Annotated in this window: 12 protein-coding genes; 7 read left to right on the plus strand and 5 right to left on the minus strand. The window is 56.1% G+C overall.

The window, feature by feature from the left end; genetic code table 11:
* Nucleotides 1-2: 2 nt before the first annotated feature.
* Nucleotides 3-2,879 (plus strand): cache domain-containing protein, encoded by a 2,877-nt coding sequence (locus N1030_RS17450; protein WP_265826866.1) that lies wholly within the window; start codon nucleotides 3-5, stop codon nucleotides 2,877-2,879.
* Nucleotides 2,880-2,889: 10 nt separating this feature from the next.
* On the opposite strand, the gene sppA is transcribed toward N1030_RS17450, so the two are convergent.
* Nucleotides 2,890-3,870 (minus strand): signal peptide peptidase SppA, encoded by a 981-nt coding sequence (gene sppA, locus N1030_RS17455; protein ID WP_265826867.1) that lies wholly within the window; start codon nucleotides 3,868-3,870, stop codon nucleotides 2,890-2,892.
* Nucleotides 3,871-4,050: 180 nt separating this feature from the next.
* Between sppA and N1030_RS17460 the strand changes: the two genes are divergently transcribed.
* Nucleotides 4,051-5,160, plus strand: a complete 1,110-nt coding sequence (locus tag N1030_RS17460; RefSeq protein ID WP_265826869.1) for a Smr/MutS family protein — start codon at nucleotides 4,051-4,053, stop codon at nucleotides 5,158-5,160.
* Nucleotides 5,161-5,187: 27 nt separating this feature from the next.
* Here the strand turns inward: N1030_RS17460 and N1030_RS17465 are convergent, their stop codons facing one another.
* A complete protein-coding gene (locus N1030_RS17465; protein WP_265826870.1) occupies nucleotides 5,188-7,581 on the minus strand; it encodes a diguanylate cyclase domain-containing protein in 2,394 nt (797 codons plus the stop codon).
* A 125-nt stretch (nucleotides 7,582-7,706) separates the two neighbouring features.
* Nucleotides 7,707-8,168, minus strand: a complete 462-nt coding sequence (locus N1030_RS17470; RefSeq protein ID WP_265826871.1) for a hypothetical protein — start codon at nucleotides 8,166-8,168, stop codon at nucleotides 7,707-7,709.
* 704 nt (nucleotides 8,169-8,872) lie between these two features.
* On the opposite strand from N1030_RS17470, the gene N1030_RS17475 reads away from it, so the two are divergent.
* The 4 genes from N1030_RS17475 (at nucleotide 8,873) to N1030_RS17490 (ending at nucleotide 11,348) form a co-directional block, all read left to right on the plus strand.
* Nucleotides 8,873-9,448 carry a tetratricopeptide repeat protein gene (locus N1030_RS17475; protein ID WP_265826872.1) on the plus strand — a complete coding sequence of 192 codons (576 nt, stop codon included), beginning with the start codon at nucleotides 8,873-8,875 and terminating at the stop codon, nucleotides 9,446-9,448.
* Nucleotides 9,449-9,668: 220 nt separating this feature from the next.
* Nucleotides 9,669-10,298: a hypothetical protein gene (locus N1030_RS17480; RefSeq protein ID WP_265826873.1), complete on the plus strand. Its 630-nt coding sequence runs from the start codon at nucleotides 9,669-9,671 to the stop codon at nucleotides 10,296-10,298.
* On the plus strand, nucleotides 10,285-10,572 hold the full coding sequence (locus N1030_RS17485; RefSeq protein WP_265826874.1) for a hypothetical protein: 288 nt from the start codon (nucleotides 10,285-10,287) through the stop codon (nucleotides 10,570-10,572). The genes N1030_RS17480 and N1030_RS17485 overlap by 14 nt, the downstream gene beginning before the upstream one ends.
* Nucleotides 10,569-11,348: a terminase small subunit gene (locus tag N1030_RS17490; protein ID WP_265826875.1), complete on the plus strand. Its 780-nt coding sequence runs from the start codon at nucleotides 10,569-10,571 to the stop codon at nucleotides 11,346-11,348. Before N1030_RS17485 ends, N1030_RS17490 begins: the two co-directional genes overlap by 4 nt.
* 108 nt (nucleotides 11,349-11,456) lie before the next feature.
* Here N1030_RS17490 and N1030_RS17495 read toward each other — a convergent pair whose 3' ends face one another.
* A complete protein-coding gene (locus N1030_RS17495; protein ID WP_265826876.1) occupies nucleotides 11,457-12,584 on the minus strand; it encodes an NAD(P)/FAD-dependent oxidoreductase in 1,128 nt (375 codons plus the stop codon).
* A gap of 68 nt (nucleotides 12,585-12,652) precedes the next feature.
* On the minus strand, nucleotides 12,653-13,468 hold the full coding sequence (locus tag N1030_RS17500) for a rhodanese-like domain-containing protein (RefSeq protein WP_265826877.1): 816 nt from the start codon (nucleotides 13,466-13,468) through the stop codon (nucleotides 12,653-12,655).
* A gap of 538 nt (nucleotides 13,469-14,006) precedes the next feature.
* Here N1030_RS17500 and N1030_RS17505 point away from each other — a divergent pair.
* Complete coding sequence (locus N1030_RS17505; RefSeq protein WP_265826878.1) at nucleotides 14,007-14,912, plus strand: GGDEF domain-containing protein; 906 nt, start codon at nucleotides 14,007-14,009, stop codon at nucleotides 14,910-14,912.
* Nucleotides 14,913-14,914 lie beyond the last annotated feature (2 nt).

The raw sequence follows: 14,914 nt of genomic DNA on the forward strand, positions 1-14,914 counted from the left end.
CTATGCGTCTGTTCCGTAACGCAAGCGTGCGTTTGAAGCTGATCGGCACCAATGTCTTCTACCTTGCGCTCCTGCTCTGCCTGGGCGGGGGCCTCGCCTATCGTCTTGTTTCCGATGTATTTCTTTCACACATTGAATCCGAGATTCAGCTGGCTTCAACTAGCGTTGCCAGAAATATGGAACTCGCGGGCGACATGGCCGTGAAGAGTTTTCTGCGCGCTCAGGCAGAGACCTGCCTGCAGATTGTGGAGAGGGTGTATATCGAATCGATACAATCCGGCACAGACAAGGAAGAGGCCAAGCGCAAGGCAATAGAGTTGCTCTCAAGCTTGCGCGTGGGGCAAAGCGGATACGTGTTCTGTCTTGATGGCGATGCCAGGCTTATTTTTCACCCCCGCCCTGAGCTGGTCGGAAAAAGCATTGTGCAGACGGATGTCGCGCAAAGGATGTTGGGGCTGGAGGAAGGGTATTTTGAGTACGAGTGGAGGAATCCCGGCGAGGATGCTGAACGTGCCAAGGGAGGGTACGTTATCCGCTTCAGGCCTTGGGACTGGTATATCGGCGTTTCCGGTTATCGCGATGAGTTTTCAGAACTTGTTACCATAGGAGATTTGCGGGGGACTCTCGAACCCATGGCGCTCTCTTCGGGAGGGATGGCCTTCCTGATAGGTGCGGACGGCTCCCTTCTGCTCGGAAATACCACGCAAGGGACTGCCGAATCTGAAATGCGGTCTGTGTATCAACTGTTCGTGAAAGATATGCTCCGTAACAGAAACGGGCGTATTCAGTATCAGTGGAAGGATCCCGGAGGGGGCAGGTTCAGGCAGCGTCTGATCGTGTATCAGGAAATGCCGAAGTTTAACTGGATTGTTGGCATTTCCGGCTACATGGACGACATTTATGCTCCGGTTCTGTTGCTGAAGTACTGGTCGTTGGGGGCGTTTTTTGTTTTTCTTGCAGTTGTGCTGGCTGTTTCGCACGTTATGGGCATGTCCATTGTGGGTCCTTTGTGGGAACTGATGGACTGCTTCAAACGTGGCGCCCGGGGCGAGTATGATGTCCGGAGCACGCGTACGAGTCAGGATGAGATAGGCATGTTGGGGCGGTATTTCAATGACCTTATGAACCGCCTGCAGCGACACACGGACTTCATGGAGAAGACCGTGGAAGAGCGGACGCGCGAATTGGCCCATTTGAATAGTGAGTATCTTAGGGAAATTGATGAGAAGAACGAGGCGGAGAGCAAACTGAGGCAACAACTCGCCTTTCTGGATACGCTGTTGTCTACCATTCCCAGTCCGGTGTTCTATCGGGGAACGGACGGTCGTTTTCTCGGATGTAACCGAAGCTATGCGCGAGACGTGCTGGGGACTGATCCGGAGGCCGTGCGCGGCAAGACCGTGCGAGATTTCGGAACGACCTATATACACGAATTGGGCAGCAGTATCATGCTGAACGACGCCAGCTTGCTGCGGACGGGCGGGCGGATGCAGGTGGAACGTGTTCTTATGTGTGCTGACGGGCGGCTCAGGGATTTCGTGATTGATAAGGCCGTGTTTCATGACAGTGAGGGAATGCCTGCCGGTATCATCGGCGTCATGGTGGACATCAGCGAACGGAGGAATGCGGAGCGCGACAGAGAGTTGCTTGAAAGGGCTGTGGAACGCGCAAGCAGCGCCATTTTCATTACGGAAGCCGATCTGGGGTTGATTCGCTACGTGAACTGCGCCTTTGAGGAGGATACGGGCTTTCACCGGGATGAGGCCGTGGGAAGACTGTTCAGGGACATGGTTTCCAGACTGTATCGGGATGAAGACATTGCCGGAACCATTCTGGATAGCGTCAAGGCGCAGAATGTATGGGCCGGAAGGCTGATAGGTCTTCGTAAGGACGGTGCTTCGTATGAGGCCGAGTTGTCAGTTTCCGTCATTCATGACGAGAACGGAAAGGCTGCCTGGCTTGTTGGGGTACAGAACGATATTTCTGAAAGAACACGCATGGAAACCAAGCTGCTGCAGGCGCAGAAGTTGGAATCCATAGGGTTGCTGGCTGCGGGTATTGCGCATGAAATCAATACGCCAGCACAATTTGTGGGGGATAACCTGCGCTTCATCAAAGATTCGACTGCCGTACTGTTGGAAATGGTGGATTCGTGTAATGAAATGGCTTGCGGCATGCCGGAAAGCAAGGTGGAGCTGGACTCGTTTTGCAGTTCCCTGAAGAGAAAGCTTGAGGATGGCGGTTTCGACTTTGTGCGTGCCGAACTGCCCACAGCCATAGCCCAGTCGTTGGACGGCATGGGGCGCATAACCACCATTGTGCGGGCTATGAAGGAGTTTTCACATCCCGGGCGTAAGGAAAAACAGCTGGCGAATCTGAACAACGCGTTGCGGAATACCCTTACCGTGACCCGCAATGAGTGGAAGTATGTGGCCGATGTGGAGCTGGATCTGGATGATGCCCTGCCGGAAGTGTATTGTCTGCTGGCGGAGATCAATCAGGTATTCATGAATATTCTTGTGAACGCCTCGCACGCCATTGCCGAAAAACTTAGCAGGGACCATGTGAAACGGACCCAAAGTACAGGCACCATATCCGTATCAGGGGATAAGGGGCTCATTCATTTGTCGAGCTGTGCGCAGAACAATATGGCTGTGATCCGTATTTCAGATACCGGAATCGGTATCCCCCAAGAGCACCTGCAACTGATATTTGATCCTTTCTTCACCACCAAGGAGGTGGGCAAGGGAACCGGACAAGGGTTGGCCATCGCACGTGACGTGGTGGTGAACAAGCATGGGGGAGCGTTGGACGTTGAATCAGAACCTGGCAAGGGAACCACGTTTACCATCTCGCTGCCCATGGCTCGCTTCCGATGAATATAGCGTTCTATCTGACGTATTCGGGTGCCCAGAGGTAGTAAAAACCTGTTCTGGGAACCGCCAGAAATTCGGCAAGACTGATGTTGATGAGGGCGGCACTGTCCGCTGTCCGTGTTTCCATGTTGTTGTAGACGCTCTCATTGGGGAAGCTGGACTCGCGATAGGCCACTACCCTCGGGTTTTCAATTCCCGCCTTTTCTTCCACCATGCGCAATGCATCTTCCATATATCCGATTCTGTCCACCAATCCTGCCTCAAGAGCTTGATTGGCGGTGAGGATGCGTGCGTCGGCAAACAGGGATGCCTGCGTTTGCGAGAGCTTTCTGCTCTCCTGCACAAGCGTCTGGAAACGGTTGTTCATTGTGTCGATCATGGTCTGGAACAGGGCCTGCTCTTCTTCGGTTTCTTCCCTGAAAGGAGAGCCCATGTCCTTGTGGGCACCGGATTTTGTGACAATGGCCTCTACGCCGATTTTGTCCATGAGACCTGAAACCTGCGGTCTGATGAACACTGTGCCGATGGAGCCTGTCACCGTGGAAGGATGGGCGACGATGCCGTCTGCCGCCGTGGCGATGTAGTACCCGCCGGAGGCAGCAATATCCATGAACAGGGCGACAACCTTGTTGCCCGTATCCTTTTTGTAGCGGGCCAGCTCATGCTGGATGACATCGCTTGCGGTCACACCGCCGCCGGGACTGTCGATGACCAGCAGCACGGAACGGATGGCATCGTCTTCCCGTGCGGCATCCAGTCGTGTAACCACCTGCTGGACCATGCCCGGCCGGGAACTGAGCCAGCCGCGGCTGGGTTTGTTGTCTATGACGCCGTGTATGTTGATGAGCAGTATCTTGTCGTCGCCATCGCCTTGCAGGGTGTACTGTTGCAGGGGAGAAGGCTCGCCGAAGAGCTTTACCTTCGGGGCGCAGCCTGAGAGCGTGATCACCGCGAAGAACAGGAATATCGTTGCAAGGCGGGGATTGATTCGCATGGTCAACTCCTTGATGTCTTTTTCAGAGTATGGGAGTGCTGGACAGGGTTGCGGAAATGCCGCACGGTTGTACCCTATCGCTCCGTGAAATTGCGGGCAATGCGCTCAGCCGTATTTTTTCATTGTTTTACATAGTTGAGATTGTGCCGTTCCTGCATGATGCGGTGCAAGGAGATGAATATGTCTTTTGAGGATGCCAATCCGTTCAAGAAGCTGGATAAATTGTTGTTCAAGGATGCTGAAGACCCGAAGGGAAAGAAGCAGAAGGATACCCTTGTCCGGAAGACGTCGGCCGCCAAGTCCGGCAAGATGGGGAACGCCAAGTCGCCCAGCGGAAACGGTGCTGCTGTTAATGACATGTTGCAGGAAGAAGGGGCTGCTGACTTCATGCGTGCCATGACAGGGGTTGCCCGTCTGGAAAAAGCCAAGTCGTCCAAGGCGGGCGGCGGTGCTTCCTCTTCTGCAAAGGCGGACGTTGCCGGAACTTTGGCGCATGGTAAGAGCAGTCAGCCGCCACAGGATGAGGGTATTTTTTCCATGGCCGATCTTGAAGAGTTCAAGCAGGTTGCCAAGAAGGGAACCTCGCAGGAGATCAAGTCTTCCCACGAGGATAGCGATGCCAGAAAGCGTTCCCGGGATGCCGTTGTGAAGCGCGAGACGCTGACCGTGCAGCAGGCGGAAGATATGCAGAGCCATGGGGAAGACGCGGAAGAGGATGCTTTCATGCAGGCCATGGAGGGCGTTTCCGGCATCACTTCGCGCGGGCGGGATATTCGCAAGCGGCCTGAACTTGCTCAGAAGGGGCAGGGGGCGGCCCATGCCGCGCAGGCGTTGCAGGACCTGCTGGATGGCACCATAGAGTTTCAGCTTGAATACACGGAAGAGTTCATACAGGGACACGTCAGCGGTTTTGATCCTGTGGTGCTTGGCAAGCTTCGCGCAGGTCAGTACAGCCCCGAGGCGCATCTTGATCTGCATGGCATGGTGGCGCAGGAAGCCTATGATGCCTTGGTGATGTTCATGCGCATGGCCTACAACAAGGGAATGCGGAACGTACTGCTCATTCCCGGACGGGGCAAGAACTCACCGGAAGGCTTCGGGGTGTTGCGTCAGAAAATGCAGCATTGGCTGACAAGGGATCCCTTCAAGCGGGTCGTTCTGGCTTTTTGTACCGCACAGCCCAGAGATGGCGGTGCAGGGGCTGTATACGTCATGTTGCGCAAGATGAAGAAGAGCCACGGAAAGATTCAGTGGGATCGGACACCTTCGGATCCCGACCTGTTTGTGTAGGCACGGCCCGATTGGTAGCGGAAGGGGCTAGTTCCCGTATTCGCTTTGGATCTCGCTGGTAATGTAGGGGACCTGAGGTGCCGATTTGCACTGGTACATGGCCTTGTCCGCCATGGTCAGCAGCGAGTCGGGATCTGTGCCGTGCTGCGGACACAGGGCTATACCGATGGCGGTTTCCACCTGTCTTTCCTGCCCGTTGATCGTAACGGGCAGGCGGACGGCTTCGGCGATGCGGGTCGCGGCCTTGTGAATCTCCGTCTCGTTTCTGATGTTGTGCAGTAGCACGACGAATTCGTCGCCGCCGAGCCGTGCGGCGAAGTCAACTTCCCGCAGGCTTTCGGAAATGCGGTCTGCTATGGTTTTCAGTACCAGATCGCCCGCATCGTGGCCCAGCGTATCGTTGATCTCCTTGAAATTATTCAGGTCGAGGAAGAGCAGGGCGAATGGCGTATTGTCGCGTTGGTACATGGCCGCAGCCTGCCGCAGCCTGTTCATGAACAGTCGGCGGTTTGGCAGGGAGGTCAGGCCGTCGTTCATGGCCATGAAGCGGATGTATTCCTCCTGCTCCTTTCTTTGGGTTATGTCGTCCAGTACTATCAGTGCGTTCAGAATGCTGCCCGCATCGTTCATCACGGGCGAGATGGACGCCAGCAGCCAGCACGATGCGCCGCCCTTGCGAGCATATTCGAATTCCCCTCTCCATTGTTCCCCGCATTGAATGAGCTTCCACACCTCGTCCGGCGTGATCTCCGGCAGACTGTGCAGAATGGCCGGCTGCCTGTTGTGGGCTTGGGCAGGCAGAAGGCCGGTGATTTCCGTGTAGCGGGGATTCACGTATTCCACGATGCCTTCCCGTGTCGTAATGGCAACTGCGGTGGAGCTTTGCTCAATGGCCCGCGATAGGGTTCTGATTTCATCTTCGGCCTTGCGCCGTTCCGAGATGTCGCGGGCAATGCCCATGGTGCCGAGAACGCGGATAAACCCTTCCGGCGTTTCTTCGGTCAGGGGTTGGCGGATGACTTCAAACCACTTGGATTTGCCGTTGGTCTGGCATAATTCGTCATTACGCAGCGGCATGCCGGTTTGTACCACAGCCCGCTCGTTGGCCGAGCAGCGTCTGGCCATCTCTTCCGGCAGCAGGTCGTTGTCCGTAAGCCCAGCAAGGTCTGCCGGTGCCTTGCCCAATAGTTCCCCGAGTGCGCGGTTGGCAACGCTGTAGCGTCCTTCGGCGTCCTTGATCCATGCGGGGTCCGGTATGCCGTTGAGTAGCATGAGGAACTGCCGTTCCTGCTGGCGCAGGTCTGATACATCCGCAATAATGCCGAGCATGCCGGAAATGCTGCCCTGATTGTCCCGCAGGGGCACCTTGCTTACCAGAACATCTGCCTGCCGCGGGGGCTGGCCTTCCTCGTTGATGAACATGGAGCGTTCCGCATTGATGATGGGAACGCCTGATGCCATGACATGCTGGTCTTCCTGACGGGTTCCCTGCGTGTGGGGGGATTTCCGGAGCATGCGGTTATCAAGCTCGTCATCCGCGAAGTCTTCCACGCGTTGCAAGGCCGCATTCGGAAATGCGGAGCGGAACAGGGCGTTGGCTCCGAGATAGTGATGGTTCGTATCCTTCCAGAATATATAATAGGGAATGTGCCGCAGGATGGATTCGAGCAGTTCTGTCTTGCTGGCCAGTTCGTGGCGCAGGCTTTCAATGTCCGTGATGTCGCGGGCGATGATGATGTCGCTGCGCACGCCGTCCAGTTCAATGGCGCGGGCAGAGATGAGAAACTGCCGTGCTCTGCCGCCGGAATCGCGGATGTCGGCCCGCAGGTTGCTGACGGAACCGGTCTGGCGGAGGGTGGCATAGCGATCCTGATCCTCCTGGGAATGCCAGTGGAGGATGTCTTGTATAGGTGCGCCCATGACTTCGCGCCAGCTTATGCCCAGCAGGTGCAGAAAACTCTCGTTCAGATCCATGACCAGCCCCGTGTCTGCATTGATGAAGAGAATGGGGTCCGGTGTGGCATGAAAGGCCACCTGAAAACGGCTTTCGTGACGCTTCATCGCAAGGTCTGAATGCACGGACTCTGCAGCATGCCGTTGCAATGCCATGGCCTGCCTCTCGGCTTCGGCAGTCTTGCGGCGTTGTCTGGCAAGTTCAATTTGCTGTTTTTCCTGAGCCTCCCGCTGTTCTGCGTTTTCTGCGGGCAGAGGGCATCGGGAACAGTGGCGTGCAGAGAGCAGTCTGATGAAGAGTGTGGCAAGAATGCCGGCGGCAACTGGAAGCGCCAGTCGCAACGGGGAGCCCTGTGGCAGGATCTCCGAAGTCACATACTGGTAGAGAGTGGCGGCGAGAGTTGCCAGGACAAAGATGAGCACGGCTGAAACGCCGTACTGTCTTGTATCCTTTGGGGGCTGATCCATGCATCCTGCCTTTGTGTCTGCAAGCCGGCTGTATTGCGGACGGACTGTATCATAAGAGTTGCTGCAGGCAAAGGCGGAACGTGGAGAACAGATTGCCGAAGCTTCAGGGAAAAGATGCCGTAGCTTCAGCGTCGAACCGGGATCTGTTCCATGATGCTTTTGGCGATGTGGAGAGGAAGGTCGTAAAAATAGTGCATCGTGAAGGCCGTGTTGTCTGTTGGAGACCAGACCGTGCCGCTTTCTACAGTATTGATGAGCTGGATCTCGGATTGGCAGTTGTGCAGGGCTGGGGCCCGCAGATTCTTCTCGCGGATGAGGATGAGGATGTCTTCCAGCAGCGGGAGGATCTCGCTGTCGGTCAAGGTTGCGTTGGCGATGGTTTCTCGCAAATGCCGGGCGAAAGCACTGTCCGGATCGCAGAGCATGTCCATTGATGGTGCCTGCTCAAGAAAGATGCCCAGTGCTGTGATCAGGGCGTCGGTATTATGCGTTTCGGGTCCTTTCTCCTGCCCTGACCTCATGCCTATCAGCGTACTGATGTGCCGACGGGCATGTTCTCTGAGAGACGAAAAACGGGGAATGTTCACTTGATTGTCCTATATAGGTTTTTATTTATTTAGATCGCGTCTCGAGGTGATGTCAAGCTGGTCATATAATTCCTGTTGTCCCTTTGGGAAAATGTCAGAGGTGTCTGATTAGGTTGTTGATGTATGTTGTAAAAGATATCACGGTCAGGTTTGCGCTGTTTTTTTTCTGTCATGGATAGACACGGAGACTGCCGGGGTAATGTTTGGCAACGTAGTGTCGGCTCGTTGCGGAGGTGTGTGGCATAATATCATCGTTTTATTATATATTCGGTTTGATGTATCATGCGGTTGTCGCTTTGGTTGATGTGAATGCGTATAGTTGTATGACAAAGCCAATTATTCCTTTCCAAGAATCATGGATTGCGATATGTGTTTAGGTGATTCTCGTAATCGGTACCCCGATATGCTCCATTGTCGTCATGGACATATCTCCCGCAAGGAGTGCCGAAGGGAATCTGCACGGAAGCGTTTGGTCCCCGGTTCTGCAAAATAGTGTCTCCCGCCATTCCTTTGCAGAATGCGCCTTATGCTTCCGTGCTCCTATTTATTCTCTTGTCACCTTTCCCCCTTTTCTTTGCTGCGGATAGCGGCTAGCCTTGCCCCTCATATGCGACCGCCATTCGAGAGCACGTCGAGACATGGGCGGAACCAAGGAGGATGAACGGAAGATGACCGTTTTGACGATAGCTGCTGTGAAACATAACATGCTTAAAACATTTGGCATTTGTCTGTGCCTTATCTTTGCGCTGGCCGGTTGCGGCAAGAGCGAGTCTGCTCCTTTGGGGCGTTTCAATCCTGTGGGAACGGCGGGCATATATAATGAGCAGGCGGAGCGTGCCTTTGCCAAGGCTCATGTGCTGTGGCGGGGGGAGCGTTGCACTGATCCCGATCAGGCCATAAAGTGGCTGACGGAAGCGATTACGCTGGAGCCGGAGTATGCGCAGGCGTGGCTGCGCCGCGGTTTGGCCTATTCAGACAAGGGGTGGTACGATCTTGCTCTGGACGACTTGAACAAAGCGGTCAGGCTGGCCCCGACCGTTGAGTCTTATTCCTACAGAGGACTTGTGGAGATGCGCCTCGGTAACCTTATGGGAGCGGAGCGTGACCTTACCCGCGCCATAGACATGGATTCGAATTATCACAGGGCGTGGAACTTCCGCGCGGCGACCCGACTTCTGGATGAACGGATTACCGCTGCCTGCGATGACTTCAAAACCGGCTGCAAGAAAGGGGATTGTACTGGTTGGGATAATGCCGTGCAGCAAGGCATCTGCGAGTAAGCACCGCGACAGCACTGACCTTTGGAAGCAACCGGACACGGCAGAAGCCTTCGGGGGGCTGTCCGGCAGTACGTTATATGAATCTGAAAGACCGGCTTTGGCCGGTCTTTTGTTTTTTGATGCGATATTCCGGAATGCCGTCCACCCTCGGTTACGCCTCTCCGGTACCTGCGGGACGCTACCCCGGGACACGTCTTTCGGCATTTCACGGAAAATTACCATGTTACGCAATGCCATGAATAACGCGACCATCCTGTCGGGCGGGGCAGGGGATTGCAGAGAGAAGGAGACATTCTCCATGGAATGGAAAGATGTGGCGAAAACCGTGGCAAAGGCTGCCCCCGTGCTGGCAACGGTTCTTGGCGGTCCTGCAGGGGCAGTGGCTGGAGCTGCCGGTTCGCTGGTCGCCAGCCTGTTCGGCGTTGCGCCGGAGCCTGATGAGATAGCACGGGTGCTTGATGACCCTCAGGCCCTTGTCCGCCTCAAGGAGCTGGAGAAGGAACACGCGTCACTGCTGCTGCGCTGGCAGGCAACGCAGTTGCAGGCCGAACTCGATAATGTGCGCAGCGCCCGTGAACGGGAAGTGCAACTCGCCAAGGCGGGGCACGGAGGGGCATGGGTGACAGGGCTTGTGGCCATTGTGGTCATTGTCGGTTTTTTCTGGATGCTGCAGGCGGTGGTAGAGATGGGGCAAGTGAACGAGCCCGCTCTCTTGTTGTTGGGTTCTCTCGGTACGGCCTTCGGGGCGGTGGTGAACTACTATCTGGGCTCGTCGCTGGGTTCATATCGCAAGGATGCTCTGCTGGGACAGGGCAAGCCTCAGGGCGGAAGCGGCAATGCAGCGTTGTAGCGAGGAAAGCGGCTGGTGTTTTGACCGGCGGGTGAACATATCCACCGTTGTATCGGCCCTTACGAGTCTGGCTATTGCTGTAGGCATGATTGTGTCCCTTGAGGCGCGGCTTGAAGCGCTGGAGTCCAGAACAGCCCTTATGCGTGAAGAGGTGCGTGAGGCCCGCAAGACTGTGCTGCAGGTGGAGCGTATTGACGAGCGTATTATCGCCATGCACCGGATGCTGGAGGAGATCAAGGTGGAACTGCGGCAGCGGCGGGAGGCTCGTCCATGAGCAGGCTTACACCGCAACAGAAGCGATTTGCTGAGGAATACCTGATTGACCTTGATGCGGATGCAGCCGCACGCAGGGCCGGATACAGCGAGGCTGGCTGCAGGCGTGCCGCCGTTCGCAACATGCGGCATGCCGGAGTGAGGGAGGCCATACGCGAAGCGCGGGAGCAGCGTATCGAGCGTGTGCAGGTGACACAGGATATGGTGCTCCGCGAGCTTGCAGCCATCGGTTTTACCACCATGGCGGACGTGTGCCGCTGGTCCGGAGACTCGTTGGAACTTCTTGATTCCGGCTCGCTCAGTACTGAACAGGCGGCTGCCATTGCCGAGATAACGGAAACCACGACATCCCGTGGCGGTACCGTGCGGGTGAAGCTGCACTCCAAGCTCAAGGCCCTTGAGATGCTGGCACGCCACGTGGGATTGTATGAGGAACGGACGGATGATGCCGAGCCTGCAGCAGACGCCTGCCTGCCTGTCATCTCACCAGAATTACGGGAGAAGCTGGACGCCATGTATGGCGTGTCCCGCATCTGTGGCGGCGGTGACAGGGAGGCGGACAGGCAGACGGGGCGTGTTGAAGACGTGGCTGTCCCTAAGAACGGGGGCATGGCGTCTGCACATGAGCCATCATTAGCTGCTGTGAAGAGGAAGAGGCCATCCTCCGAACGGGGCGGGGGCCGCTTTGGTGAAGAAAACGCAGGGGGGCACGAAGAAGGATTCGAAGACGAACCGGACTGGGATTCTTTCGGGTCCGGTGACGATGGCGATTTCTAGGAGACAATGAAAAAGGGACCGGCAGAATTGTCTCTGCCGGTCCCTGATCCAGGACTCGATGTTTTGTCAGGCCGGTGGGGACGTTTGCTCCGTCGGCTTTGGGGCAGATCAGGCGTAGCGTCCCGTGCGTTCATATTCCGGTTTGAATTTTTTCATGAAGGCTGAATCGATGTAGTCCTTGATGCGGAACGCGAGGCTGCCGCCGAAGCGGATGCCGAATTTATGCAGCACGCCGGTGCGCCCGCCCGTGTTGTAGATGAGCAGGTAGTCGCCACCCGGAGAGAATTCCATGAGCGGTGCGCCTTCGAGCTGCGCCATGACGTTATGGTAGAGCACGGGATTCTCGCGCACGGCGTAGACGCCTACCTTGTCCAGCGGCTGCGGCTCGAACCAGATGCAGTCGCCTCCGCCGAAAATGTCCGGATATTTGGGACTCTGCAGGTACTTGTTCACCAGCAGTCCGCCGTCCGGCCCTGCCGGAATGCCGGAGGGGGCGAAGAGGGGGCGGGGACGCACACCCATGGCGATGAAGATGATGTCCGCAGAGTGTTGTTTGCCGTTGTCCAGTGTGACCTTTCCGGTGGAAACGGATTGCACGTAATTGCCGCCCACCAGTTCCACACCGTGTTTCAGCAGGGCCTTGCGGCAGAGTTCGCGCACGGTGTCCGGGGCCTTGGACATGAAGGTTTTGCCGTGAAACAGGGCGACGGAGACGTTGCCTCCAACCTCCTGACCGCAGGCCCATGCGTTGCCCGCAACCTCTACGCCCGCGGGTCCGCCGCCGACGACGGCGACACGCACATGGTCCTTGCGGGCCAGTTCCATCAGGCGTTCGCGGCCCATGAGTAGATTCTCGATGGGTTTTACCCTGTAGATGTCCTGACTGCCTTTCTGAACAACGTCATCCACGATGGAACTGCCTGTGTTGAATGAGGCCACATCGTAGGGCACTTCCTGCCCTGATTCCAGAACCACCAGCTTTTCTTCCGGCTTGATGGCGGCGCACTTGTCCACAAGGAAGGTTGCGCCGGCCTGTTCGCAGGCGCGTTTGACGGGGAAGCTGATGTCCTGCGGCTTGTAGTCGCCGCCGAGCATACCCGGCCCCATGCCGGAATAGTAGTGGCGTTCGCCGGGGCCGATGACCGTAACTTCGTGGCCTTTGGCTAGGATGGCGGGAATATTCTCCATTATGGTCATGTGCGCATGGCCGGCACCGACAAGCAGTAGTTTCGACATGGTTGCTCTCCTTCTGTGGTCAGGTCAGTGGGGGCAGTATAGCAGGATCGAGGAATGATGGGGAGTGTTTACACCAGCGAATCCATGAGCACGGCAAGGTGTTTCAGATGCCCCCGTTCTTCCTGCGACATGCGTTCAAGCGCTTCACGGGATGCGGCATCCGGCGCGTTTTCTGCTGCCCTGGCATAGAGGTCCATGGCCTGTGCTTCCAGCGCCATGGCAAAGTCCACGACATCTCGGGGAGATTCAACATTCGTTCCCAGCCTGTGCATGTATTCCTCGGTCGTCAGCCCGCTTTCAGGAGTTGCGTCAGGGCCGACGGACGGAAGTGGTGCATTGCCCGAAACGGCGCGCAACTGCTCTGCCACGGCGTCGCTGTGCTTGTTCTCGACAGAGGCGAGCCGGGTGAACAGGTCTGCCGCCTTGGGAGCTTTCACGCTCTTTGCCATGGTGGCGTAAAACTCGCCGAGGGCCTTTTCCATGACATAGGCAATTTCCAGAATTTCCTGCAGGTTTTCGGCATTCATGAACAGGTCCAGCCCCTGTTCGTAGTCGCCAAAGCCTTTCCAGCCGTTCCATGCCTTGATGCCGCCGGAAAGGTTGAAGACCTTGTCAAAGCCCTTGCCCGCCAGCAACTGGGCCGCAACCCGGCTTCTGCCGCCGATGGCGCAATAGACGATGACAGGGCGTTGCTTGTCTATTTCTCCGAGCATTTCGTCCAGTGAGGCAAGCGGAATGAACTTGGCTCCGGCGATGTGCCCTTCCTGATATTCCTTGTCCTGACGTACATCGAGCAGTTGAACCTGCGGATCGGTTTCCAGCATGCTTTGTGCTTCGTGGGCGTCTATCGATTTGACGGGAGTGAGAAACTGTTTCCAGCGCATTGTGCGATCCTTGTGTTTGGGTCGAGCAGGGGACACCCTGTCGGAATGGTGTTGCAGCAATCAGTGTGGGCGTAGCTTCCCTTTGTCCTGTTGAAGATTCTTGGGGCAGAACCGTCAGTTGGTGCTTCCGGGCTTGTCGCCCGCCCGCAGGTGATTTGTGTTGTTCGGATAGCCGAAAAAATATCGTTTTATCTGATATGGTTATTATTGGACAGCCTTGTTTAGCGTGTAGCTCTGCAAGTCATCGCAAAAAACGTTGCGAGTGAATCCTCATATAGCAAAGTTTTGAGAATGTTTACTAGTAAAAAAACGGCAGCTTTGTTCATAGGAATGCGGCTCTGATCGCGGCTCTGATCATTGTGTGGCAATAGTTCGTAGCAACAATATGTTAGGAGTTGAAGAGGGGGCATGGTCGGCAGATGCTCTTTTTGCCGTAAGGTTGGTTACAGGAAGCTTTTTTTCTACTCATGCAGAAACGTTTATTGTAGAGTGGGGCTTATCCGGCACGGTAAAACGTAACGTATTGCGAGGGATGTATATGAAGTTGCTGCAGGAGCTATACGAATTTACGGACAGCCTGCCTTCCGGGGTGATGATCTTCTCGCCGGAAGGTGCAGCTGTATATGCGAATCGGACCGCACGCGAATTGCTTGGCGTTGTGGCGGAGGCTGCTGCACCGCTGGATTATTTTCTGGCGGAAAATGGGGAGCCGCTTCTTGCGGAGAATCATCCGGTTGCGGTGGCGCTTCGTGAAGGAAAGGCCAGCGGCTGGAAGATGCTCGGCGTGCAGCGTGCCTCCGGATATGAACCGGTCTGGTTGCGGGTGCAGGCTGCTCCTGTCATGTCTGACTCCGGAGTGTTGCAGTATCTGGTTGTTTCTCTCGAAGATGCTTCCGAAGAGCGGCGGTTGAAACGTGAGCTTGACGAATTTCGGGAATGCCGGAGCAGTGAGACTCCGTCAGGCGTTTTTCCGGCGGGACCATGTGGCAGAATGGAGGCCAATGTCCTGTTGGCACGTGCGGTGGTGGAAGCCCGTGAAAAGGAGTATCCCCTTGCGGTCTGCCTGCTTGATCTGGATATGTTCAAGCGGCTTAATCAGGCTTTTGGCAGGCGGTGTGGTGATGAGGTGTTGCAGTACGTGGCTGAAACGTTGGGCGCGTGCCTGCGTCCTGAAGACCTGTTCAGCCGGATGAACGGTGGTGAATTTTTGGTCGCTATGCCCGGATTGACTTTGAAGGAGGCATGGCAGGAGATGGACAGGTTCCGAACGCAGTTGGCATCGACCGTTGTACCCTGTACGGGCAGGGCTGCCAGTGTGAGTGGCGGCGTGGTCATGATGCGCGATGACGAAGATGCGCCTGCATTGCTGGAGCGTGTGGACAGTCTGCTGTATCTCGCCAAACTGGACGGAAGAAACAGGATTGTGCCGGATTCGGCGATCTGAGG

The organism is Desulfovibrio mangrovi (assembly GCF_026230175.1).
Lineage (GTDB): Bacteria > Desulfobacterota > Desulfovibrionia > Desulfovibrionales > Desulfovibrionaceae > Halodesulfovibrio > Halodesulfovibrio mangrovi.